The 19,879-nt window shown below is 75.3% G+C and carries 21 protein-coding genes; 12 read left to right on the top strand and 9 right to left on the bottom strand.

Annotation, left to right across the window (positions count from 1 at the left end; genetic code table 11):
• The first annotated feature begins 17 nt into the window (after positions 1-17).
• On the top strand, positions 18-443 hold the full coding sequence (locus ABEB06_RS04205; RefSeq protein WP_345695411.1) for a hypothetical protein: 426 nt from the start codon (positions 18-20) through the stop codon (positions 441-443).
• A 48-nt stretch (positions 444-491) separates the two neighbouring features.
• Here ABEB06_RS04205 and ABEB06_RS04200 read toward each other — a convergent pair whose 3' ends face one another.
• Positions 492-1,253 (bottom strand): DeoR/GlpR family DNA-binding transcription regulator, encoded by a 762-nt coding sequence (locus ABEB06_RS04200; RefSeq protein WP_345695410.1) that lies wholly within the window; start codon positions 1,251-1,253, stop codon positions 492-494.
• A gap of 88 nt (positions 1,254-1,341) precedes the next feature.
• Here ABEB06_RS04200 and ABEB06_RS04195 point away from each other — a divergent pair, with 88 nt between their 5' ends.
• Both ABEB06_RS04195 and ABEB06_RS04190 read left to right on the top strand, forming a co-directional pair.
• Positions 1,342-2,562 (top strand): MFS transporter, encoded by a 1,221-nt coding sequence (locus ABEB06_RS04195; protein ID WP_345695409.1) that lies wholly within the window; start codon positions 1,342-1,344, stop codon positions 2,560-2,562.
• A gap of 354 nt (positions 2,563-2,916) precedes the next feature.
• Entirely contained in the window at positions 2,917-3,384 is a 468-nt protein-coding gene (locus tag ABEB06_RS04190) for a MarR family transcriptional regulator (protein ID WP_345695408.1), read from the top strand.
• A 22-nt stretch (positions 3,385-3,406) separates the two neighbouring features.
• Here the strand turns inward: ABEB06_RS04190 and ABEB06_RS04185 are convergent, their stop codons facing one another.
• Entirely contained in the window at positions 3,407-4,039 is a 633-nt protein-coding gene (locus ABEB06_RS04185; RefSeq protein ID WP_345695407.1) for a hypothetical protein, read from the bottom strand.
• 184 nt (positions 4,040-4,223) lie between these two features.
• Between ABEB06_RS04185 and ABEB06_RS04180 the strand changes: the two genes are divergently transcribed.
• Both ABEB06_RS04180 and ABEB06_RS04175 read left to right on the top strand, forming a co-directional pair.
• Complete coding sequence (locus tag ABEB06_RS04180; RefSeq protein ID WP_345695406.1) at positions 4,224-4,838, top strand: hypothetical protein; 615 nt, start codon at positions 4,224-4,226, stop codon at positions 4,836-4,838.
• Between the two features lie 55 nt (positions 4,839-4,893).
• Positions 4,894-5,652, top strand: coding sequence for a hypothetical protein (locus ABEB06_RS04175; protein WP_345695405.1), 759 nt, complete (start codon positions 4,894-4,896; stop codon positions 5,650-5,652).
• A 49-nt stretch (positions 5,653-5,701) separates the two neighbouring features.
• Here ABEB06_RS04175 and ABEB06_RS04170 read toward each other — a convergent pair whose 3' ends face one another.
• Entirely contained in the window at positions 5,702-6,250 is a 549-nt protein-coding gene (locus tag ABEB06_RS04170; protein ID WP_345695404.1) for a GNAT family N-acetyltransferase, read from the bottom strand.
• Positions 6,251-6,685: 435 nt separating this feature from the next.
• On the opposite strand from ABEB06_RS04170, the gene ABEB06_RS04165 reads away from it, so the two are divergent.
• Positions 6,686-7,243, top strand: coding sequence for a DUF3291 domain-containing protein (locus ABEB06_RS04165; RefSeq protein WP_345695403.1), 558 nt, complete (start codon positions 6,686-6,688; stop codon positions 7,241-7,243).
• A 27-nt stretch (positions 7,244-7,270) separates the two neighbouring features.
• Here the strand turns inward: ABEB06_RS04165 and ABEB06_RS04160 are convergent, their stop codons facing one another.
• Positions 7,271-8,122 carry an SDR family NAD(P)-dependent oxidoreductase gene (locus ABEB06_RS04160; RefSeq protein WP_345695402.1) on the bottom strand — a complete coding sequence of 284 codons (852 nt, stop codon included), beginning with the start codon at positions 8,120-8,122 and terminating at the stop codon, positions 7,271-7,273.
• Between the two features lie 103 nt (positions 8,123-8,225).
• On the opposite strand from ABEB06_RS04160, the gene ABEB06_RS04155 reads away from it, so the two are divergent.
• The 4 genes from ABEB06_RS04155 (at position 8,226) to ABEB06_RS04140 (ending at position 12,117) form a co-directional block, all read left to right on the top strand.
• Positions 8,226-8,840 (top strand): CGNR zinc finger domain-containing protein, encoded by a 615-nt coding sequence (locus ABEB06_RS04155; RefSeq protein WP_345695401.1) that lies wholly within the window; start codon positions 8,226-8,228, stop codon positions 8,838-8,840.
• A 61-nt stretch (positions 8,841-8,901) separates the two neighbouring features.
• Positions 8,902-9,174, top strand: a complete 273-nt coding sequence (locus ABEB06_RS04150; RefSeq protein WP_345701733.1) for a hypothetical protein — start codon at positions 8,902-8,904, stop codon at positions 9,172-9,174.
• 48 nt (positions 9,175-9,222) lie between these two features.
• Complete coding sequence (locus ABEB06_RS04145) at positions 9,223-9,747, top strand: hypothetical protein (RefSeq protein WP_345695400.1); 525 nt, start codon at positions 9,223-9,225, stop codon at positions 9,745-9,747.
• Positions 9,748-9,969: 222 nt separating this feature from the next.
• A complete protein-coding gene (locus tag ABEB06_RS04140; RefSeq protein ID WP_345695399.1) occupies positions 9,970-12,117 on the top strand; it encodes an ATP-binding SpoIIE family protein phosphatase in 2,148 nt (715 codons plus the stop codon).
• 22 nt (positions 12,118-12,139) lie between these two features.
• Here ABEB06_RS04140 and ABEB06_RS04135 read toward each other — a convergent pair whose 3' ends face one another.
• Together ABEB06_RS04135 and ABEB06_RS04130 are read right to left on the bottom strand one after the other, a co-directional pair.
• Positions 12,140-12,592 carry a heme-degrading domain-containing protein gene (locus tag ABEB06_RS04135; protein ID WP_345695398.1) on the bottom strand — a complete coding sequence of 151 codons (453 nt, stop codon included), beginning with the start codon at positions 12,590-12,592 and terminating at the stop codon, positions 12,140-12,142.
• Positions 12,589-13,662 (bottom strand): Gfo/Idh/MocA family protein, encoded by a 1,074-nt coding sequence (locus ABEB06_RS04130; protein WP_345695397.1) that lies wholly within the window; start codon positions 13,660-13,662, stop codon positions 12,589-12,591. Before ABEB06_RS04130 ends, ABEB06_RS04135 begins: the two co-directional genes overlap by 4 nt.
• A 54-nt stretch (positions 13,663-13,716) precedes the next feature.
• Here ABEB06_RS04130 and ABEB06_RS04125 point away from each other — a divergent pair, with 54 nt between their 5' ends.
• On the top strand, positions 13,717-14,793 hold the full coding sequence (locus tag ABEB06_RS04125) for an ROK family protein (RefSeq protein ID WP_345695396.1): 1,077 nt from the start codon (positions 13,717-13,719) through the stop codon (positions 14,791-14,793).
• A gap of 118 nt (positions 14,794-14,911) precedes the next feature.
• Positions 14,912-15,796, top strand: coding sequence for a dioxygenase family protein (locus ABEB06_RS04120; RefSeq protein WP_345695395.1), 885 nt, complete (start codon positions 14,912-14,914; stop codon positions 15,794-15,796).
• Between the two features lie 38 nt (positions 15,797-15,834).
• Here the strand turns inward: ABEB06_RS04120 and ABEB06_RS04115 are convergent, their stop codons facing one another.
• The 3 genes from ABEB06_RS04115 to ABEB06_RS04105 all read right to left on the bottom strand — a co-directional run bounded on the left by ABEB06_RS04115 (position 15,835) and on the right by ABEB06_RS04105 (position 19,847).
• Entirely contained in the window at positions 15,835-17,592 is a 1,758-nt protein-coding gene (locus tag ABEB06_RS04115; protein WP_345695394.1) for an alpha/beta fold hydrolase, read from the bottom strand.
• Between the two features lie 237 nt (positions 17,593-17,829).
• Positions 17,830-19,074, bottom strand: a complete 1,245-nt coding sequence (locus ABEB06_RS04110; RefSeq protein WP_345695393.1) for a S53 family peptidase — start codon at positions 19,072-19,074, stop codon at positions 17,830-17,832.
• Positions 19,075-19,412: 338 nt separating this feature from the next.
• Positions 19,413-19,847 carry a YdeI/OmpD-associated family protein gene (locus ABEB06_RS04105; RefSeq protein ID WP_345695392.1) on the bottom strand — a complete coding sequence of 145 codons (435 nt, stop codon included), beginning with the start codon at positions 19,845-19,847 and terminating at the stop codon, positions 19,413-19,415.
• Positions 19,848-19,879: the final 32 nt, after the last annotated feature.

Genomic DNA, 19,879 nt, shown 5'->3' with positions numbered 1-19,879 from the left:
CCCACAGGTTTTGACAATTGCTCTCCGCGCTCTACGTGGTGGCCGGGCTGATCAGCGCCCTGATGCTGACGCACCTGGGCGACGGCCTCCCGGAACCGGAGGAGACCGCCGTCGCGTACCGCATCGGCCACGTGTTCGGCCCGCTGATCCTTGTCGTGCCGCTGGCGCTGGCCGGGCTGGCCGTGCAGATGGCGACGAAGCAGCGGCGGGCCGAGGCCGTCAGGGAGAGCGCGAAGGCGCAGCACGCGCTGTGGGAGCGGCGGCACTGGGTCTGGCAGGCGGTGTGGCTGTGCCGGCGGTGTCGGGTGTGCTCCGTGCCGGAGGGCGCGGTGGGGCCCGGGTCGGCGGCCTCGCCGGCCATCGCGGTGGCGCAGCTTCCGATGTGGGTGACGGCGACCGCCGACCGGGCGCTCGGTGTACCGGGGGTGGTCGCCGCTTCCTGAGGTTGCGCAGGGGCTCCGGCCGCGGCCGGGGCGGTGCCCGCCGGCGCGTCAGACGCTGGCGACGGCCGTGCCGGCGGCCTCGAACGCGGTGATCTCCTCGGCGGGGGCGGCGGTATCGGTGACCAGGCCGTGCAGGCGGTCGGCTGAGGCCACGTGGGCGAAGGCGGTGCGGCCGAGCTTGCCGCTGTCGGTGGCGACGACCGTGCGGCGGGCGGCGGCCATGGCGGCCTTCTTCACGGTCGCGTCGTCGAGGTCATAGGCGGTCAGTCCGTCGGCGGCGCTGAGGCCGCAGCAGCCGAGGATGGCGGTGTCGAAGCGCAGGGCGGAGATCGAGGCCAGGGTGAGCGGGCCGGTGAGGGCGCCTTCGGTGGCGCGGGGCTGTCCGCCGGGCACGAGCAGGGTGGCCGGGCCGGGGGCGTCGCCGAAGACGTGGACGGCCGGCAGGGACAGCGGCATCACGGTGACGGGTCGCTCGCGCAGCAGGCGGGCGACCTCCAGGCAGGTGGTGCCGCTGTCGAGGAGCACGGTCTCGCCGTCGGCGATCAGCGCGGAGACGGCGGCGGCGATGCGACGCTTGGCGTCGACGGCGTCGCGGGCGCGCAGCGCGAACGGCGGCTCCTCGCCGCGCAGCAGCAGGGTGCGGGCACCGCCGCGGAAGCGCTCGAGGACGCCCTGGGCGGCGAGGGTGTCGAGGTCGCGCCGGATGGTCATCTCGGAGGCGCCGGTCAGCTCCGCGAGTTCGAGGACGGTGGCGCTGCCCGCGTCCCGGACGGCTTGGGCGATCAGGGTGTGGCGCTCCTGGGTGCTCATACGGAGATTGAACCGCATCATGAAACGAACAATCAACCTGTTCGATCGACGGCTTTCGAACACAAGATATGTTCGTTATGGTGGTGGCATGGAACGCTCGCTCCGGGCCGCCCGCGTGGCGACCTACGTCTACTTCGTCCTGTGCGGCACCCTGATGGGCGCCTGGGTGGTGCACATTCCCGCCGTCGAGACCCGGGTCGGCATCAGCCACGCCGCGCTCGGCGGCCTGCTCGTGCTGCTCGGCCTCGGCGCCTTCGCCGGCATGCAGGCGGCCGGTCGCATCACCGACCGCCTCGGCGTGCGCACCGTCGTCCCCGCCTCCGGCGCCCTCTGCGCCGCGTCCCTGGTCCTGCCCGGGCTCGCGCCGAACCCGTGGACGCTGGCCGGCGCGCTGGTGGTCTTCGGGTTCGCCAACGGGTGCCTGGACGTGGCCATGAACGCCCACGCCGTGCACGTGGAGAAGGCCTACGGGCGTCCCGTCATGTCCGGCTTCCACGCCACCTTCTCGGTCGGCGGCGTGGTCGCCGCGCTGGCCGCCGCCGCGGCGACCGCCATCGGCCTGGGCCCGGCCGCCACCCTCGCCGTCCTCGGTGCGGTCGGCATCGCCACCGCCCTGCTGGCCGCGCGCAGCCTGCTGCCCGGAACCGTTCCGGCGGCCGAAGCCGCCGAGGAGCCCTCCGGAGCCCTCCTGCCCGTCGGCGGCACCACCGGCCGCCGGCAGATCCGGATCCTCGCCGTCCTGGCACTGATGGTCATGCTGTGCGAGGGCGCGGCCAACGACTGGAGCGCCCTGCACCTCAAGGACGTCCTCGGCACCCCGGCGGGCACCGCCGCCTTCGCGTACGGCACCTACGCCGCTGCGATGACCACCGGCCGGCTGCTCGCCGACCGCGTCGTCACCCGCCACGGCTCGACGGCGGTCCTGCGCTGGGGAGCGGCCACCGCAGCCGTCGGCATCACCGTCGCGGCGGCGACGCCCTGGGTGTGGGCCGCGTTCGTCGGCTGGGCACTGTTCGGCCTCGGCCTGTCCGGCTGCGTCCCCCAGCTGCTCAGCGCCGCGGGCCACGCCGACCCCACCGCCGCGGGTGCCAACGTCTCGCGGGTGGCCGGACTCGGCTACCTCGGCATGCTCGCCGGTCCCGCCGTCATCGGCTGGCTCACCCACGTCACCGCCCTCAACCACGCCTTCCTGCTGCTCACCCTGATGTGCGCCGCCACCGCCGCGACCGCCGGCATCCTGCGCACCGCCGCCACCCCGGGCGACGCGGGGGCGCGGGGGGTGCCTGTCGAGCTGCCGAGTTCTCGGTGAGCCGTTCGGCGAACTCGTGTCAGTGGTCACGGGTCCACGGCCCGCGCCTCGCCGATCCCCTTCGCGGCGGCCACCGCCACGGCCGCACGCTCGCACCCGGGCAGGCCGTGGGCGTCCGCGGTTGCCCGGACCGTCCTGATCCGGCCCAGGGGCGACCGGGCGACACCGGCGAACGGGACGGGCAGGGCGCCCGCTGCCGCCACCGGCCAGGCCCGCGCACGGGGAGGCAGTCACGATCGGGTGCCGGCGGGTATCGGGAACGCGCTTGACCTCAACCGCGCTTCCCGTCCTACGGTCGCCGTGGGCCTGCGCGGTACGCAGGCCCGAACGCGTAGTGTCAGGAAGGGATTTGCCATGACCGCCCCGCAGATCGCCGACGCCCGACTCGCCGGACAGCCCGCCGCCTACCGGACCGGTGTCGCCTACGAGGCGCTCATCGCGTACACCCGGGCCCAGCAGGCCGAACGCGGCTACGCCCAGCCCCAGTTCTGGCTGCTGCGGAACCCGTCGAAGAACGACGTCTCGCCCGACGGCGCGGGGATGACCGTGTCCGAGCTGCGGGAGGCGATGGCCTCCTGCATCCGGCCGGAGGACGACCTGGCGGCGCAGGCCGGGGCGCTCGTCGAGCGCGGCTGGTTGACCTCGGACGGCGACGACCGGTTGTGGCTCACCGAGGAGGGGGAGCGGGCCCGCGTCCGCCTCGCGCGCAACGCCCCCGCGATCCGCGCCGCGCTCCACGCGGGCATCGACGACGCGGACTACGTCGTCGCGGTGAAGGTGCTCCAGCAGCTGATCCGCAACGCGGGCGGGAAGGTCGCCTGACCGGAACCCGCGGGGCGGGCGGTCAGCCGGCGTCGGCCTCCGCGGCCAGGGCGTCCAACGCCCTGCCGAGCCCGGCCCGTTCGGCCGGGGTGGGGGCGGCCGGGTCGTGCGGCACCAGCGCGGCGGGGTCGACGACGGTGGTGGTGCTCTCCGGGCCGGGCGGACGCGCGGCGAGGGCGAGCAGTGCGCCCGGATCGGGCAGCGGGGCGTCGAGGCGGTCGGCGAGCTGCCGCAGTGCGTCCGCGAGCGGGGGAGGCGGGAAGGGGAAGTCCGCGGGGAGCAGTTCGGCCTGCCGGCCGTGGTCGTCGCCGTGGAAGTCCAGGGTCCAGCCGTCCCGGCCCGGCAGCGGCCAGCTGTGGAGGCCCGGTACGGTCTGGACCGCCTGGATGGAGGCGGTGCGGGCCCGCGGGTCGTAGTGGACGCCGCCGAACGGCATGTCGGTGGGCGCGGGGGTGGCCGGTGCGGCCGCGAGCAGGTCGGTCAGGCCGGGGCCGTCGTCGAGCCATTCGTCGGCCTCGCGATTGGCGCGGAAGCAGCGCGTCGCCGCGGCCGGACCGGGCAGCAGATCGCCCACCACCCGCTGGGCGCCCCAGTGCGAGTAGTGCCGCCGCCAACTGCCGTTCTCCACCACCACGTACTGCGCTCGTGCTCCCACGACCGGCGAGGCCAGCGCCGCCGGACGGCGGGCGACGAACGCTTTTCGGACACCCGCGAGGGGCTGGCTGACGTTCCGTCAGGAAAGCTGCCGGCGTTTGAGTCGCGGCAAACGGGTCACCCGAAGCGGCGAGCGAACCGAACGGGGCGGCCCCGAGCGGATGCCCCGGGTGAGGAGGCAGAGCATGTCCAGCGGTCTGATTGTGGCGATCATCGTGGTCGCCGTGGTGGTGGCGGTGCTCGGTGCTCTCGCCGGCCGCCGCCACCAGCAGCAGCACCCGAGCCTGAGCCGCCGTTTCGGCCCGGAGTACGAGCGCACCCTGGCCCGTCACGGTGGCGATACCGCCGCGGCCGAACGCGAGCTGGCCGGGCGCGTCGAACGTCACCGGGAACTGACGCTGACCCCGCTCAGCAGCGCCGAGCGCGCCCGGGCCGAGCAGCAGTGGGCGCAGGTGAAGGCGCGCTTCGTCGACGACCCCCAGCAGGCCCTGGCCGAGGCCGACGCGCTGCTGGCCCGGGTGGCGCGTGACCGCGGCTACCCCGACTCCGACGTGGACACGCAGATCGACATGGTCTCGGTCGACCACGGCGAGCACGTGGAGTCCTACCGGGCGCTGCACGCGATCTCCCGGCCGGACGCCGCCGGTCGGACCCCGTCCGACACCGAGGAGCAGCGCGCGGCCCTGGTCCGGGCCCGGGGGCTGTTCGTCGCGCTGGTCGGCGCGGACGGCGAGCCGCAGCGCGTCCCCGCCCAGGCCAAGGCCAAGGCACGGGTGCCGGCGCCGCGCGAGGCGCGGTAGCTGCCGCGCTGCGGCCCCAACCCCCCACCAGCACACCGCTTCCGAGGAGGACAGCATGACCACCAGTGACCACAGGCGGCGCACCGACTCCCTCGACGCCGTCGCCGACGCCGACACCGGCCCGGACCGGGCCGGCACCCCCGCCGGCGGCGGGGATCCCGGCGCCACCGCGCGCCGGTCGGAGTGGGCGGAGCAGCCGCGGCACGACACGGCCGACACCCCCCGCGTCCCGCGGAGCGGCACACCGGGCAGGTTCGTGACGACCGCCGAGGCGCCGCGCACCGCGCCGGACGACGGCGCCCCGCGTACCGCGCCGGACGACGGCGCCCCCCGCCCCGTGGTGGCCGTCGGCCCGGGGCCCGCCGCGCCGACGCGTTCCGCCCCGCCCGCTCCGGCCGCCCCGTCCGCCGCCGAACGCACCGGCGAACGCACCGGCGCGGGGAAGGCCGAGGCCCAAGACCGTACGCGGCCCGGCGTGCGACCCGGTGCCGGACCCGCGGGTACGGCGGACGGTGTCGGCGCCCTCCTCCCGCCGGACCTGACCCAGCAGTTGACGCACCGGCTGGACCACGCGGTGGGCACCTTCGTGGACGACCCGCGCCAGGCCGTGCAGGAGGCCGACGAGGCGCTGGACGAGACGGTGCGGCGGCTGACCGACGGCCTGCGCGAGCGCCGCACGGCGCTGCACGACACCTGGCACGCCGACACCACCGGCGAGGACCGGGGCGCGGCGGGCGGCGCCTCTCGGACGGAGGACCTGCGCCTCCTGCTCCGTGAGTACCGGGACCTGGTCCAGCACCTCCTCGCGGTCTGACCACCGGCCGCCCGGGGCCCCGCCCGTCGGGGCCCCGGGCGGCCGGTGGTCAGACCGCGCCCGTGGCCGGGGGCCGCAGCCCGAGCCACTGGTCGGCGTCCCAGGCCCGGAAACGTTCCGCCTCGGTGAACCCCAGCTTTGCCGCGAGGCGCATCGAGCGGTGGTTGGCGGTCTGGGTGGCGAGCACCACCGGTTCGCCGGGAAGGACGCCGGTGAGCCAGCCGAGTGCCGCCGCGCACGCCTCGGCGGCGTACCCCTGCCCCCACGCCCGCGGCAGGAACAGGTAGCCGAGGTCGATCCTGCCCGCGGCGGCCGGGCGGTGGTGCGCCGGTGCCCTCCGGAGCAGGATCTGGCCGATCATCGACCTGTCGAGCTCGACGACGAAGCTCCCCGGCCACCGCTCGGGCACCTCGGGCAGCGTGCGCTCCAGCTCGTCACGCGTCCGGGGGCCGCCGAGGTAGGTGTGCACCTCCGGCGAGGCGAGCAGTTCGACGAACCCGGCGCGGTCCCGCGCCTCGGGCTCGCGGAGCACGAGCCGCTCGGTCGTGATCGGGGCGGGTGGCCAGGCGAAGGAGTGCGCTGCGGTCCTGTCCGGCACGGAAGGCTCCTGATCTTCTCGGTCGCACGATCCGACCACGTGCGGCCGCCCTCGAACGATACCCGGGTGGCATCGCCGGTGCGGGACGGGTCTTGGACCCCAACGGCCGCCCGGCGGTGCACGGGTGGGCATGGCCGAAGAACCGAAGTCCGCCGTCTCGGTGGTGCGTCCCGGGGACGGCGAGACGATCGTTCCGGGCACCACGCGCATGCCGAGGCGGCGGACGCTGCCCGGGGCGGCCTCTTCGAGGCGGACCGGAGGCGATGGGCCACTACGCCCCCGACCCCGCCCGAAGCCCGCCCCGCAGCGGAACGAACGACCCAAGAGGCCACACGGGCAAGGGATTTGCAACTTCGACGGATCCGCGGTGGGCGGCTACCTTCAACGGGTTGTCGGCGACCGGCCGCGGTCGCGCCCCGACCAGGGAGGGACGCATTGCCCCGTCTTGCGCTGTACACCTTCGGCATCCTGAAGTCACCGCTGGCCGACCCCGGGCCGCTCACGCGCGAGTTCTACGCGAGGGGTGAGGCGGTCTACCGGAGGATCGGCCGGCAGCCCGGGTACCTCGCGCATGCCGAGGCGGCGGACGCGGCCCGGGGCGGCCTCTTCGAGGCGGACTGGGGCGCGTGGGGCGAGTTCGCCGTGCCGGCCTGGTACGGCAAGGGCCGCACGGCGGAGACCGCCGCCCTGGCGGCGACGCTCTCGCTCTGGACCGACCTGCGCCCCGCCTTCGAGGCCGTCTACACCGGTTCGCACCGTGAGGCGCTGAACCGGCGTCACGACTGGTTCGAGAGGACGGGGCACCCGACCCACGTGTCCTGGTGGGTCTCCGACGGGGCGACACCCACCTGGCGGGACGGGGTGTCCAGGCTGGAGCGCCTCCACGGGGGCGGCTCCGGGCCGCACGCCTTCACCTTCCACGAGGCGTTCGCGCCCGACGGGACTCCGGCCAGGATCAAGGGCGCCGGACCGGCGAGCGACCGGGCTCGCTGACCCGGCGCTGCCGGCCGGGCCGGGGGCTCACGGCCGGTCGACGGCGTCCGTCACCTGCTGCCAGTCGTCCAGGTCGGCGATCCGGGCCACCAGGGCGGGGCGCATGGCCGTCGCGCCGGCCACGCCGAGGGCGAGGCGCAGCGGGGGGTTGGGGCTGTCGACCGCGGCCCGGATGCCTTCGGCGATCCGCGCCGGGGCGGAGAACGCGGAGGCCGGCAGCTCCCCGATGCCCTTCTGGACCTCGCGGACGGTCGGGTCGTAGTCGTCCAGGGCGGCTGCGACGTCGAGGTTGGCGAGGAAGGGGGTCGCGGTCATCCCGGGCTGGATGATCGTGACCTTGATGCCGAGCGGTGCGACCTCGGCCGCGAGCGCGTCCGACAGCCCTTCGACCGCGTACTTGGTGGCGGCCAGCAGCCCAACGCCGGGGTGGGCGGACTGCCCGTAGACGGAGGAGCCCTGGAGGACGTGCCCGGACCGCTGGGCACGGAGGACCGGCAGCGTTGCGCGGAGCACGTTGAGGACGCCGAAGACGTTGGTGTCGAACACGGCCCGGGCCTGCGGGTCGGAGGCCTCCTCGACGGCTCCGAACAGCCCGTAGCCCGCGTTGTTGGCCACGACGTCGATCCGGCCGAAGCGGGCGAGCGCGCCGTCCACCGCGTCCCGGACGGCTCGTTCGTCGCGGACGTCCGCCGTGACGGGGAGCAGGCGCTCGCCGTGGGCCCGGGCCAGGTCGTCCAGGGGCGAGGTGTCGCGGGCGAGGGCCGCGACGGTGTCGCCGTTCTCCAGTGCCTGGAGCGTCAGTTCGCGGCCGATGCCGGAGGTCGCGCCGGTGATCAGCCAGGTGCGGGGGTGGGTCCGGTGCTTGGGTGTCTCATTCATGTTGCGACCGTAAGCGGTTAGCTCGCAACAAGTCAACGCCGGATCGGATGTCGGTTGCTCGCTAGTCGGATTAGCGCAGCTCGTGCTGCTGTACTGTGGGGGCATGGTCACTGCGTCAGCCGGATCCCCCGAACCCAGCCCGCGCGCCGTCACGCCGACGGTGGAGACCGTGCTCGCGTTCGTGAACACGCGCGCCGACGGATCGGGCCGCCGAGAGCTCTTCGCGGACGGGGAATCGTTCGGGGCGTGGCTGGCGGAGCACGACGCGTTCGGCGGCGAGACCGTGGTGACCGACGCCGACGCCGCGGTCGCGCGCGAGCTGCGCGACGCCCTCGTCACCCTGCTGCTCGCGCACTCGGGCGACGAGGAGAGCCTGGGCGAGCCGCTGCTGCGCGCCGAGCGGCACCTGCGGCGGGTGGGCTCGCTCTACCCGCTCGCGACGGTGGTCACGGCCGGCGGTGTCCAGCTGGCCTCCCCGCAGGCGGGGGTGCCGCGCGTGTTCGGGACGGTGCTGGCCGCGGTGGCGACGTTCGCGCAGAGCGGCGACTGGGGGCGGATCAAGGCCTGCCGGAACCCCCCGTGCCACTTCGGCTTCCTCGACCGCACCCGCAACGGCGGGGGGCTGTACTGCAGCACCGGCTGCGGCTCCCAGGTGTCGATGCGCAAGCACCGCCGGCGGCAGCGCGAGGACGCCGCCGCGCAGGCACCGGAGGCGTGAGGCCGCCCGCCTCCGGGGCAGGAGCGCGTCCGTGTCGGTGCCGGATGCGAGTCTGGCGGGCATGGACGACGAGGCGCTGATGCGGGGACGGGTCTACGGAGCCGACCACGACGACCCCGACCCCGGCCCGCGGCCCGGCCGCGCCTACCGGGAGCTGTGCGGCGGACCGCTGGACGGCCTCCTCCTGGACGTCACCGGCTGGAGCGCCGAGGACCTCGCCGACGGTGCCGCGCTGCCCACCGAGATCGGCCGCTACGGCGCGGGCGGCCGGGCCCACTACGAGCCGCGCCCCGCCGACCCGCGCCGCTGGGACTGGACCGGCGACAGCCGATGACCCCCGGACCGGCGCTCCCCCTCGACGGTGCGCCGTAGGGTGGCGGCCATGTCCCTCCTCGACGCGATCCGCGCCAACGACACCGCCGCCGAATACCTCGCCTGGCCGGGCGAGTTCGACCCCTCCCGCCGCTACGGGCACGTGGAGGAGGTGGTGCTGGCCTCCGGCGCGGAGCTGGAGGTGGTGGCCAAGGACGGCGCGGGCGGCACCTACTTCCTGTGCGGCGCGGGCGGCGAGGAGCGGCCCGTGCTGTACGCCGACTCCGAGGGCGGCGCGGCCCTGCTCGCCGTGGGGGTGCCGGAGCTGGTCCGGCTGCTGCTGGCCGTCCCGTGGTGGCGGGACTGCCCGGGGCTGACAGTGGAGGAGAGCGCGGCGGCGGCCGAGGAGTACCTGGAGGAGGAGCCCGGCCTGTACGCCGACCGCGACGCGGCCGCGGCCGCGCTCGGCCTCGAAGTCCCTTCGGCGGCCGAGGCGTTGGCCCGGCTGCGGGAGGTCGCGTCCGGCCTCGGGGCGTCGTACGCGCTGCTCAACGCCGAGGAGGGCGGCGCGTACCGGCAGCTGCTCGCGCCCTAGCCTCGCGCCCCAGCCCCGGGTCGTGCCGGGGGGCGGGGCGGGCTTCACCCCTTCGCGTGGCCGACCGGGACCGGGCCGTCAAGGGCCGCGACCTGGCCGCCGGCCCCGGCACGATCGACGGCACCCGCTCCGTCCACGCCCTCGGGGGCGCCGAGCCCGTCCCCGAGGGCGCCCGACGTGGCGGAATCAGGCACATAAACGGTGATCCGTTACATTCGGTGCATGGAGATCGACGTCGACGCCGTGCTGCGTGAGGTCGCGCTCCGGCTCCAGCCGCGCACCCGCCGGCTGGCCGCGCGGCTGGTGGTACGGGTCCGCGAGGCGGTGCCCACGGTGTGGGCGCACGAGGACCTCGCCGAGCTCGCCACGCTCTCCGTCCAGCAGCACCTCGACAACGTGCTGGGCGTCATCGAGCACGGCCGGGACGCCGCCGCCGCCGAGGCGCCACCGGCCGCGATCGATTTCGCGACCCGCCTGGCCGAGTACGGCGGCGACATCAGCGAGCTGCTGCGCAGCTACCGGCTGGGCCACGTCGCCGCGCTCGGCCTGTTCCGCGACGAGGTGGCGCGCTCCAGCGCCGACCCGCAGCTCCCCGGCGCGGTGGCCGGCGCGCTGATCGAACTCTCCTTCGCGTACGTCGACCGCACCTCCGGGCAGGCGGTGGCCGCGTACCAGGACGCCCGCGACCGCCGGCTCCAGCGGCGGCTGATGGTGGTCAACGAGGCGGGCCGCCGGATCGGCACCAGCCTGGACATCACCCGCACCGCGCAGGAGCTCGCCGAGGTGGGCGTGGAGAACCTGGCCGACTTCGTGGTCGTCGACCTCCTCGACGCGGTGCTCGGCGCGGAGGACCCGCCGCTCGACCACGACGCCCTGACGCTGCGCCGGATCGCCCAGTACTCCGTCCTGGACGGCTACCCGGAGGCCGTGGTGCCGACCGGGCACACCCACACCTACCCGCCCGGCTCCGGCCCCGCCGAGGCCGTGCGCACCGGACACCCCTCCCGCTACCGGATCGCGGCCGACGGCATCCCGCTGTGGGCCGCGCACTCCGAGCCGCACCGGCACTCCGTCGAGGCGTTCGGCATCCACGAGGCGCTGATGACCCCGCTCTGGGCCCGGGGCGTCCCGCTCGGCATCGCGCAGTTCTTCCGCCACCGGGACGCCACGCCGTTCGACGACGACGACCTGCTGCTGGCCCAGGAGATCGCGTCCAGGGCCGCCGTCCACATCGACAACGCCCGCCGGTACACCCACCAGCGCACCACCGCGCTCGCCCTCCAGCAGAACCTGCTCCCCAGCCTGGTCACCCGGCACGGCGCCGTCGACACGGCCGTCCGCTACCTGCCCTCCGGCGCGCGGTCCGGCGTGGCGGGCGACTGGTACGACGTGATCCCGCTGTCGGGCGCCCGGATCGCCCTGGTCGTCGGCGACGTCGTCGGCCGCGGCCTGTACGCCTCCGCCACGATGGGCCGGCTGCGCACCGCGGTCCGCACGCTGGCCGACGTCGACCTGATGCCGGACGAGCTGCTCACCCACCTCGACGACGTGGTCATCCGGATGCAGCACGAGGAGGGCCGCCTCCCGGACGAGACCAGCGCCACCTGCCTGTACGCGGTGTACGACCCGGTCGCCCGGGTCTGCTCGCTGGCCAGCGCGGGGCACGTCCTGCCGGCGGTGGTCGAGGGCGGCGGGGCCGGGCAGGCGCGCTTCGTGGAGGCGCGGGTCGGGCCGCCGCTGGGGCTCGGAGGGCTCCCCTTCGAGACCACCCAGTGCGAACTGCCCGCGGGGAGCCTGCTCGCGCTGTTCACCGACGGCCTCGTGCAGGGCGCCGCCCGCAACCCGGTCGGCGGACTGGCCGACCTGCGCAGGCTGCTGGGCCGGCCCGGCCCGTCGCTGGAGGCGGTCTGCGACCGGATCGTGGCCGGCCTGCTGCCGGGGCGGCCCGCCGACGACGCCGTCCTCCTGCTGGCCCGCACACGCGCCCTGGACGCCGACCACGTCACCACCCTGGACCTGTCGGCGGACCCGTCGTCGGTCTCGCTCGCGCGGACGTTCGCCACCGACCGGCTCGCCGCCTGGGGCCTGGACGACCTGGCCTTCAGCACCGAACTCATCGTCAGCGAGCTCGTCACCAACGTCATCCGCTACGGGCGCCAGCCCGCGACGCTGCGGCTGATCCTCCAGTCGACGCTGATCTGCGAGGTGGCGGACGCCGCCAACACCTCGCCCCACCTGCGGCGCGCCCGGGTCTACGACGAGGGCGGCCGCGGCCTGTTCCTGGTCGCCCAGCTGTCCAAGAACTGGGGCACGCGGCACACCCGCGACGGCAAGGTGATCTGGGCGGAGCAGTCCCTGCCGGAGTCCTGACCGGGCGCACCGGTGGAGAGTCCTAGCGCTCCGTCAGGTGGCGGGCCAGGCACGCGGTGACCAGGAGGTGGTCCTCGACCTGCGGCAGGCCGGAGACGGTGACCGTTCCCACCATGCCGGTGCCGCGCACCAGCAGGGGGAAGGAGCCGCCGTGCGCGGCGTAGCGCACCGGGTCGAGGTCGAAGGACCGCCCCTTGGCCCGGTGGCGCTCGCCCACCAGGTACGAGGCCTCGCCGAACCGGCGGACCACCGCGGCCTTGCGGCGGATCCAGTCGTCGTTGTCGGCGCTGGTGCCCGGCAGCGCGGCGTGGAAGACCTGCTGCTCGCCGTGCTGGATGTCGACCGTGACCGCGAGGCCCCGCTGCCGGGCCTCGGCGACGATCAGGGAGCCGAGCCGCCAGGCGTCGTCCAGGTCGAAGGCGGGGAGCTGCAGTTCGCGGTGCTGGCGTTCCAGCTCGGCGACGTCCGGGGTCAAAGGGTCACCGCCGCGCCGTCGCGGGCGGAGCGCTGCGCGGCCTCCAGGACGCGCAGCGCCTCGATGGCGTCGTCCGCCCCGACCGGGACGGGCCCGTGCCCGTGCAGTGCCCGGACCAGGCCCGCGTAGTAGTCCTGGTAGGCGCCGGGCAGGGTGGCCACCGGTTCGACGGTGTCCCCGGCGCGCAGGGAGCCCCAGCGCTCGCGGGGGAGGACGCCCCAGTCGGGGTCGGCGGGGGTGCGGCCCCGGCGCAGCGCGTCCTCCTGGCCGTCGAGGCCGTGGGTGACGTATGCGCCCCGCGAGCCGAGGACCCGGAAGCGGGGGCCGAGGTCGCCGGCGGTGGCGCTCATCCACAGGTGGGAGCGGGTGCCGTCGGCGTGGGTGAGAGCGACGAAGCTGTCGTCGTCGGTGGCGGCACCGGTGCGGCGGGCGTCCAGTTCGGCGTAGACCCGGGTCGCGGGGCCGAAGAGCTGCAGCGCCTGGTCGACGAGGTGGGAGCCGAGGTCGAAGAGCAGGCCGCCGGCCTCGGCCGGGTCGCCGAGCTCCCGCCAGGCGCCGCTGAGCGCGGGGCGCCAGCGCTCGAAGCGCGACTCGAACCGGTTGACCCGGCCGAGCCGGCCGGAGGCGACCAGCTGCCGGACGGTGCGGAAGTCGCCGTCCCAGCGGCGGTTCTGGAAGACGCTGAGCAGCAGGCCCCGCTCGGCGGCGAGGGCGGCCAGCTTCTCGGCCTCGGCGGAGGTGGCGGCGAGCGGCTTGTCGACCACGACCGGCAGCCCGGCCTCCAGGGCGGCGGTGGCCAGCGGGATGTGGGTGCGGTTGGGGGAGGCGACCACGACCAGGTCCAGGCCCAGCTCGGGGGCGGCAGCCCACAGCGCGTCGGCGTCCGGGAGCAGCGCGGCCTGCGGGTGGTTGCGGGCGGCCTGCTCGCGGCGGGCCGGGTCGGAGGTCACCACGGCCGCGAGGCGCAGGCCCGGCGTGGTGCTGATCAGGGGCGCGTGGAAGACCGCACCGGCGATGCCGTAGCCGATGAGTCCCACATTGAGGGGCGCAAGGTCCGTGCTGAGGTCCATGCCCCCAAGTTAAACAACAGTGTGGACTAACCGGCAAGCTCCCATAATCGACAGGTGAGCACCGACCCCGCCCCCCACGGCGCCCTCAACCTCGCCCTGCTGCGCGACCGGAACGACACCGCGGTCCTGCGGGCCGTGCGCGCCGCGGCCGACAGCGGCACCAGCCGGGTCGAACTGGCCGCCCGCACCGGCCTCACCGCCCAGGCCATCAGCAAGATCACCGCACGCCTGCTCGACGAGGGCCTGCTCACCGAGGCCGGCCGGGAACGCGTCGCCGGCCGGAGCGGCAAGCCCCGCACCCTGCTGCGCCTGGTACCCGGCTCCCGCTGCGCCCTCGGCGTCGAGATCGGCCGCCGCGACCTGCGCCTGCTCCGGGTCGACCTCACCGGCACCGTCACCGCGCTGGCCGAGGCTCCGACGGACCCAGGCGGCGAACCCGGCCCGACCCTCGACCTGATCGCCGCCGCGGTCCGCGACCTGACGGCGGACTCCGCGCCGGGCCACGTGCTGGGCCTGGGCGTGGCCTGTCCGGGGCCGCTCGACACCCGCGACGGCGTCCTGCACCAGGTCACCGGCATGCCCAGCTGGCACGGCCTGCACCTGCGCGAGGCCCTGGCGTCCCGCACCGGGCTGCCGGTCCTGGTGGAGAAGAACACCACCGCCGGCGTCCTCGGCGGCCTGGGACCCGACAACCGGGCCTTCGTCTACCTCGGCGACGGCCTCGGGGCCGGTCTGGTCCTCGGCGGGCACGTCCAGCGCGGCGCCCGCACCAACGCCGGCGAGTTCGGCCACCAGTGCATCGACCCGGCCGGCCCGCCGTGCGCCTGCGGCGCCCGGGGGTGCCTGGAGGCCGTCTGCCTCGACGCCCTGCGGGCCGGTCGCACCGCGGACGCCGCGACCGCGCTCGCCATCGGCGTCGCCAACCTGGTCCGGCTGCTCGACGTCGAGGAGGTCGTCCTCGGCGGCGCCGCGCTCCTCGCGGATCCCGCGCCGTACGAGGCCGCGATCCGGGCCGAGCTCGGCGACCGCCTGCCCGACCCGCACTGGCAGCACGTCACCCTCTCCCGCGCCACCGGCCTCGCCGTCCCCCGGGGCGCCGCCGGTCTCGCGCTGGCCCGCCTCTTCGGCTGACGGCCTCGGCCGCCGTGGGCCGAAGAGACGGCGGGGCGCTCGCGTCCTCGCGTGACGGACGGCGCGGTCGACCGTTTGACCGGCAGAGGAGTGGTTCCGCCGCGCGCAGGGAGAACACATGACGACCGAACACCCCGTCGCCGCGGACCGGGAGCAGGCGGTGACCGACCGCGTGCTCGCGAGCTTCGACGGCGCCGCCGACCCGAGGCTGCGCGAGGTGATGCGGAGCCTGGTGAGGCACCTGCACGCCTTCGCCCGGGAGGTGCGGCTCAGCGAGGCGGAGTGGGAGGGCGCGATGGGCTTCCTCGCCCGGGCCGGCCGGATCACCGACGAGCGGCGGCAGGAGTTCGTCATGCTGTCCGACGTGCTCGGGCTGTCGATGCTCACCGTCGCCGTCAACGAGCACGGCGCGCCGGGGGCGACCGAGGCGACCGTGCTCGGGCCGTTCTTCGCCGAGGACGCGCCCGAGGTCCCGCTCGGCGGGGACCTCGGGCGCGGGGCCGCCGGGCCGCCGTGCTTCGTCTCGGGCCAGGTGCGCTCCCTGGACGGCACGCCCGTCGGCGGCGCGCGCCTGGACGTCTGGGGCGCCGACGCCGACGGCTTCTACGACGTCCAGTACGCCGGCGACCGCTCGGCGGGCCGCGGCCGGCCGGCGACGGACCCCGACGGCCGCTACCGCTTCTGGACCGTCCTGCCGGCGGCGTACCCGATCCCGTGCGACGGCCCGGTCGGCGACCTCCTCGCCGCCGCCGGCCGACGCCCGATGCGCCCGGCCCACCTGCACTTCCGGGCCGCCGCACCGGGCCACCGGACCCTGGTCACCCACGTCTTCGTGGCTGGCGACCCTTACCTCGCGGACGACGTGGTGTTCGGCGTCAGGGACAGCCTCGTCGTCGACGCCGAACACCACCCCGCCGGCCCCGCCCCCGACGGGACGCACCGCCCGACGCCGTGGACGAGCATCGCCTTCGACCTGGTGCTCGTCCCCGACGACCGGTCCTGACCGCGCGCTCCCGACCGACCGGGACAGGGGCGGGCGGGTCAGCCGAGCGGCAGGTCGAGGCGGGACTCGCGGCCGGCGGGGGAGCCGAGGTCGAGGGCGGCGAGCGGCGGGTTGGCGTCGGAGTAGAGCTTGTCCTTGGCGCCGACCACCAGCATCACCCGGTGGTCGGCGGCGACGTCGTAGGCCGCGGCCTGGAGGTCCCACTCGACGGTGGCGGGCCGGCCCGCCTCGGCCCCGGTGAGCGTGTACGGCTCGTGGGTGATGATGCGGGCGGTGCCGTCCGGCGCGAGGTCGAACAGGTAGGCCACCAGCGTCGCCGACGCGGCGGCGGGGGTGACGGTCAGCCGGACGTGCGGGGTGCCGCGCACCTTGCGCGCCCCGGCGGGGGAGACCCAGGTGGCGAGGTAGCGGCGGTCGAACTTCCCGGTCGCGTACGACTTCGGGTTGCCCTTCCACTCCTCCTGGCCGGTGGTCAGCAGCTCGTCCACGGCCTTGGCCTCGGTGAGCTGGCCGGTGGTGAACGACACCTGCCACCCGGCGGCGGGCGCCGTGCCGAGCACGCCGTCCTGGCCGCCGGTCGCCGCACCCAGGTACAGCTGCTCGGTGCGCCGGGTGACCTCGGCCCAACTCGCGCTGTCCTCGCGGACGGTGGGGGCGAACATCAGCTGGCTGCGGACCGGCTTCCAGCCGGGCACCTCGCCGGCCTTGCCCAGGACGTGGTGGTCGAGCCAGGCGAGCGCCTCGTCCACCGGCACGTTCTCGCCCGGCATGATCAGCCCGCTGCCCTCGGGCGCGGCGTGGTCGCCGATCCAGAGGTTGAGGTGCTTCGGGCCGGTCAGCGCCTCGAACACGGCCAGCGCGCCGTTGACCGGGAACAGCGTCTCGTGCCAGGTGTTGGAGAAGAAGGTCGGGACGGAGCGGGCGTTGGTCCCGGCGAGGTGGGTGCGCGGCGAGCGCTCCCGGGTCCAGTCGCGGACGCCTTCGAGGTTCGTCCCCTCGCGGAAGTCCTTGAGCAGCTGCCGGGTCGGCGGGTCGAACTTGCGCTCCTCCGGCCCGCCGGTGAACGCGGCGAGCGCCTCGACGGCGGCCAGGTGCCGGGTGTCGTTGCCGAGCAGGGCCTCCTCCAGGTCGCCCCAGGTGCTCAGCGCCACCACGGCGTCGACCCGGGCCGCCGGGTCGTTCGCCGCCACCAGCTGGCTGATGCCCGAACCGTAGGACTCGCCGAAGAACGCGACCTTGCTCGGCTCGAAGTACTGCTGCGCGTAGTCGATCACCGTGGAGCCGTCGTGCCAGTCGTTCGGCCCGGCGACGTCCACGAAGCCCTGGGAGGTGAACGGGGCGTCGAGGTAGCGGCCGTCGGAGAGCGGGAAGGTCAGGCCGATGCCGCGCGGGGAGTACGCGATCACGTGGTAGCCGCGCAGGGCCAGCCGCAGGTAGAGGTACTCGAACAGCACCCAGCCGAACGGCGTCCACCCGGACGGGACGACGACCACCGGGTGCGGCTTGCCGTCGTTGATCCGGATGGTGTGCGCGGAGAGCCGGATGCCGTCGTGCGCGGTGATGTACGGCCAGTCGAGGGTGGCGATCTGCTGCACGTCGCTCACCAGCTGCTGCAGCTCGGGCGTCAGCAGCGGCTGCTCGGCGGAGCCCTTCAGCGTGGCGACCAGCGCCTCGCCCACCCCGGCGGCCTCGGGCGAGACGGTGGTGGCCGAGGACCAGAGCCCCGAACTCCGCACCTTCGCCAGCTGGTTCGGGGTGATCGGGGTGGGTGCGCCGTCGGCCATGGGGTCGCTCATGGGATGCCGCCTTTCGCGGGAACCAGGGATGGTGGTTCGTGTGCGGCCATCCTCTCGGCCGGATCCGTTGGTGTACGGACGCCCCGCGCGGTGTTCACCGGAAATGGTGGCGCGGGCCCGGCGGGTTGACGCCCGTGGTGCGGGGGACTCCCGTCGGGCGGAGGGCCGGAGCGGCCGCCACCGGCCAGGGGTGGCGGCCGCTCCGGGCGCGGTCGGCGGGTGTGCTCGGCGGGGGCGTCAGCCCTTGAAGGCCGCGGTGCCGTTCGGCGTGCCGAGGCCGGTCGGGCCGTCGTAGCCGGCGCCGGCCTTGCAGAGGTAGGCCGGCGAGCAGCTGCCGTTGGAGCCGGTGGTCACGTCGAACAGCGCGGTGGTGCGGGCGTACGGGAAGGACGCCGGGGCGGAACCGCCGGACGGGGCGCCGCCCAGCGCGTACACGCCCGCGATGATCGGCGCGGAGGCGCTGGTGCCGCCGTACACCGCCCAGCCGCTGCCGCCGTAGGTCTGGTACACCGCGACACCGGTGGCCGGGTCGGCGACGGCGGAGACGTCGGCGACGGTGCGCTTGGCGCAGCCGGTGTCCTTCTGCCAGGTGGGCTTGGCGTCGTACTTGGAGCAGCCCGAGCCGGTGCCCTCGGTGGAGTTGGTGAGCCAGACGCTCTCCGTCCAGCCGCGGGCGGTGGAGGACCGCTTGAGGGCGGTGCCGCCGACCGCGGTCACGTACCGGGAGGCGGCCGGGTACTCCGCGCCGTACGCGGAGTCGCCGGAGGAGACGGTGATGGCGACGCCCGGGTGGTTGAAGTAGGAGCTGTCGTACGAGGTGTCGGCGGAGGACTCGCCGCCGCCGTAGCTGTTGGAGACGAACCTCGCGCCGAGGCTGACCGCGGTGTTCACCGAGGTGCCGAGGTTGGCCATGGTGGCACTGCTCGCCTCGACCAGGACGATCTTCGCGTTGGGGGCGATCGCCGAGACCATGTCGAGGTCGAGCGAGATCTCGCCCGCCCAGCCGGTGTTGTTCGCCGGGAGGCTGCTGCCGCCGGTCTGGTTGACCTGCCGGAAGCAGCCGCTGGCCTTGGTGCAGGCCGGCAGGCCGTACTGGGAGCGGTAGACCGCCATGTCCGACTCGGCGCTGGGGTCGTTGTAGGCGTCCACGATCGCGACGGTCATCCCGGCCCCGCCGTTCGCGGGCAGCTTGTACGCGCTCAGCAGGTCGCCCGGGCCGTAGCCGGACGGGACGGCGTTCGGGGTCACGCCCAGGGCGTTGACGTGCTCCACGGTGCTGGTCACGCGCAGCGCGTGGCAGGCCATGGTGTCGCCGTGGGCGAGGGTGTCGCACGCCCTGACCCAGGACGTGCCGTCCTTGGAGTACACCTGCGGGTCGGCGGCCGCGCCCGCCGGGGCGGCGGTCGCGAAGGCGGAGAGGGCGAGGGCGGCGGCGCCCGTGACGGCGAGGGCCGTGCGGCGGGCTGCGGCGGGAGTGCGCATGCGGAGGTGCCTCCTGTGGCTGGGGTGACCGGAAGCGGTGCGCGCCGGGCCGCGCGGACGGAGGGTGTCCGGGCGCGCGGCGGGGCGGGGGCCGACGGCGGGCGTGGGGCCGCCGTCGAACCCGGTGCGCCCCCGGGAATCCGGGGGTCGGGGTCCGACGCTAGAGGGGCATGCTCATGCCGAACAAGGAGGTGGAGCACATCCGAACCGGCCCTTTACCTCCGGCCCCTGAGTCTTTGTCAGCCGACGCCGATCCGCCTGGGGAGGGTTTGCCTCCGCATCCGGCCGGCGGCGCGCGGTGGCCGGCCCGCACGCCACCGGGTGCACCCGGGTCGCGGTCAGCCCCGCAGGGCGGCGATGGCCTTCTCGATCCGCCGCTGCCGCGTCTCCGGCTTCTTCGCACTCTCGACGGCGCGCACGTGCTCGCGCCGGCGGCTGGACGAGAGCCCGTCGTACGCGGCCCGGGCGGCCGGGTCGGCGTCCAGGGCCCGGGCGAAGTCGTCCGGCTCGACGACCGCGCGCGGCTCGGTGTCCAGCTCCACCTCCACCTCGACCTCCTCGCCGATCTCGACACCCGCGGCGTGGCGGTTGGCGTTGCTGAGGCCGAGCAGGTGGCGTCCGCGCAGGATCGCGACCCGGCTCTTCCACACGTGCCCGTTGACCGTGATCGTCACCGGCGGCCGCGCGCCCCCGCCGAGGGCCTCGACCACCTCGGGCGGAACCTCCAGGCCCCGCATGGGCTCGGGCGGCTCGACGAGGGCCAGAAACTTCATGATCTCTCCTCCTGTGGCTGGACGTGTTGCCG

The organism is Kitasatospora terrestris, assembly GCF_039542905.1.
In the GTDB taxonomy this organism is placed as follows: domain Bacteria; phylum Actinomycetota; class Actinomycetes; order Streptomycetales; family Streptomycetaceae; genus Kitasatospora; species Kitasatospora terrestris.
Note: the sequence above shows the minus strand (reverse complement) of the source record. Positions and strands in the feature narration are given on the sequence as shown.

Excerpts from the sequence above, each read along its gene's own strand:
- ABEB06_RS04130 (WP_345695397.1), bottom strand. The coding sequence starts at position 13,662 with ATGGACCTCAGCACGGACCTTGCGCCCCTCAATGTGGGACTCATCGGC.
- ABEB06_RS04145 (WP_345695400.1), top strand. The coding sequence starts at position 9,223 with ATGTCCCTCCTCGACGCGATCCGCGCCAACGACACCGCCGCCGAATAC.
- ABEB06_RS04105 (WP_345695392.1), bottom strand. The coding sequence starts at position 19,847 with ATGAAGTTTCTGGCCCTCGTCGAGCCGCCCGAGCCCATGCGGGGCCTG.
- ABEB06_RS04190 (WP_345695408.1), top strand. The coding sequence starts at position 2,917 with ATGACCGCCCCGCAGATCGCCGACGCCCGACTCGCCGGACAGCCCGCC.
- ABEB06_RS04115 (WP_345695394.1), bottom strand. The coding sequence starts at position 17,592 with ATGAGCGACCCCATGGCCGACGGCGCACCCACCCCGATCACCCCGAAC.
- ABEB06_RS04175 (WP_345695405.1), top strand. The coding sequence starts at position 4,894 with ATGACCACCAGTGACCACAGGCGGCGCACCGACTCCCTCGACGCCGTC.
- ABEB06_RS04140 (WP_345695399.1), top strand. The coding sequence starts at position 9,970 with ATGGAGATCGACGTCGACGCCGTGCTGCGTGAGGTCGCGCTCCGGCTC.
- ABEB06_RS04150 (WP_345701733.1), top strand. The coding sequence starts at position 8,902 with ATGGACGACGAGGCGCTGATGCGGGGACGGGTCTACGGAGCCGACCAC.
- ABEB06_RS04195 (WP_345695409.1), top strand. The coding sequence starts at position 1,342 with ATGGAACGCTCGCTCCGGGCCGCCCGCGTGGCGACCTACGTCTACTTC.
- ABEB06_RS04160 (WP_345695402.1), bottom strand. The coding sequence starts at position 8,122 with ATGAATGAGACACCCAAGCACCGGACCCACCCCCGCACCTGGCTGATC.
- ABEB06_RS04180 (WP_345695406.1), top strand. The coding sequence starts at position 4,224 with ATGTCCAGCGGTCTGATTGTGGCGATCATCGTGGTCGCCGTGGTGGTG.
- ABEB06_RS04110 (WP_345695393.1), bottom strand. The coding sequence starts at position 19,074 with ATGCGCACTCCCGCCGCAGCCCGCCGCACGGCCCTCGCCGTCACGGGC.
- ABEB06_RS04120 (WP_345695395.1), top strand. The coding sequence starts at position 14,912 with ATGACGACCGAACACCCCGTCGCCGCGGACCGGGAGCAGGCGGTGACC.
- ABEB06_RS04200 (WP_345695410.1), bottom strand. The coding sequence starts at position 1,253 with ATGAGCACCCAGGAGCGCCACACCCTGATCGCCCAAGCCGTCCGGGAC.
- ABEB06_RS04155 (WP_345695401.1), top strand. The coding sequence starts at position 8,226 with ATGGTCACTGCGTCAGCCGGATCCCCCGAACCCAGCCCGCGCGCCGTC.